The organism is Sphingomonas sp. CCH9-F2 (genome assembly GCF_001556735.1).
Classification (GTDB): Bacteria; Pseudomonadota; Alphaproteobacteria; order Sphingomonadales; family Sphingomonadaceae; genus Sphingomonas; species Sphingomonas ginsenosidimutans.
Window position 1 is genome coordinate 1 of the sequence record NZ_LSJO01000317.1, and the last position, 1,871, is coordinate 1,871.

Sequence of the window (1,871 nt, forward strand, 5' to 3'; positions counted from 1 at the left end):
AATCAGCCGCCCGCCGCTGGACCGGGTCGCGATGGTGATGATCGACATCGGCGGGCGGCTGATTCGCTAACGCGGTCGACCCCGATCCTTCTGCGCCGGAATGCCGACGGCGGTTGCGGTCCCCGCAGCGCTTGCTTACAGTCGTGTCAATGACGGATGAGGAAGCCTGGCGCAGCGCCTATAGCCATCCGGTGCCCTGGGGCACCGATTATCCGCCGATGTCGATGGTCGACCTCTTCGACCAATCGGCAGCGCGCCATGCCGCGCGGCCGGCGATCGACTTCATGGGGCGGCGTTACGATTACGCGCATTTGGCCGATGCGGTGCGCCGCGTCGCGACCGGGCTGGCGCAGATCGGCGTGGGGAAGGGTGACCGCGTCGGGCTGTTCCTGCCCAACGTGCCGCATTATCTGGCGGCCTATCACGGGGCGCTGCGCGCGGGCGCGACGGTCGTCAATCTCTCGCCGCTCTATACCGTCGACGAACTGTGCCATCAGATCGAGGATTCGGGCACGCGCGTGCTGTTCACGCTGACCGCGGCGCAACTGCTGCCGACCGCGCTGGCGGTATTGGACAAGAGCGCGCTGGAGCGGGTGATCGTGGGGTCGGTCGCGGGCGCGCTGCCGCCGGCCAAATCGCTGCTGTACCGGTGGTTCAAGCGCGCCGAGACCGCGCCGCGTCCCGACGATCCGCGCGTCACCGCCTTTTCGCGGCTGATCGACAATCGCGGCGATGCGCCGCCCGCCGCGATCGACCCCGAGCGCGACATCGCGCTGCTGCAATATACCGGTGGGACGACCGGCGTGCCCAAGGGCGCAATGCTGACCCATGCGAATGTCGCGGCCAATGCGCGGCAGGTCGCCGATCTCGACCCCCATCGCGACGCTACCGACCGGATCCTCGGCGTCCTGCCGCTGTTCCACGTCTTCGCCAACACCTGCGTCATGAACCGGACGATCGCGACCGGGGGTGAGGTGGTGCTGCTGCCGCGCTTCGATGCGAACCAGGCGCTGGCCGCGATCACGCGCACGCGCCCGACCGCGCTGCCCGGCGTGCCGACCATGTACCAGGCGCTGCTGGATCATCCGGCGCTGGCGGGCACCGATTTTTCGTCGCTGCGTGTCTGCATTTCGGGCGGGGCGCCGCTCAACGCCGAGTTGAAGCAACGGTGGGAGGCGGCGACCGGATCGGTCCTGGTCGAGGGATACGGCCTGTCCGAATCGAGCGGGGTGCTGAGCGTCAATCCCTATGAGGGCGCGCAAAAGGCCGGAACGATCGGCCAGCCGCTGCCCGCGACGATCCTGCGGCTGGTCGACAAGGAAGACCCGGCGCGCGACGCCCTGCCGGGGCAGCCGGGCGAGATCGTCGCGCGCGGGCCGCAGGTGATGGCGGGTTACTGGAACCGCCCGGATACCGACGGCACCACCTTCGCCACCGATGGCGAGGGGCGGCGCTGGCTGCGGACCGGGGATGTCGGGACGATCGACGCCGACGGGTTCGTCGCGATCGTCGACCGGCTGAAGGACATGATCGCGGTCGGCGGGTTCAAGGTCTTCCCCAGCCAGATCGAGGCGATCCTGTACCGCCATCCCGCGATCCGCGAGGCGCTGGTAATCGGGATGCCCGACGCCTATCGCGGCGAGGTGCCGCGCGCCTATGTTACGCTGGCCGAGGAGGCCGCCGAGGGAATCGGCGGCCCCGCGCTGATGGCGTGGCTGAACCCGCAATTGGGCAAGCATGAACGGGTCGATGCGGTCGTCGTGCGCGATTCGCTGCCCAAGACGATGATCGGCAAGCTCAGCCGCAAGGATTTGCTGATCGAGGTGCGGGCAGCGAATCGCGCACGACGACCGCATCGACCCGTTCATGCT

Annotated in this window: 1 protein-coding gene; it reads left to right on the plus strand. The window is 68.7% G+C overall.

All coding sequences use genetic code 11. The features are described 5' to 3' along the window. Positions 1-149: 149 nt before the first annotated feature. On the plus strand, positions 150-1,871 hold a 1,722-nt coding region (locus AX685_RS09305; RefSeq protein ID WP_082740762.1), incomplete at its 3' end, for a long-chain-fatty-acid--CoA ligase.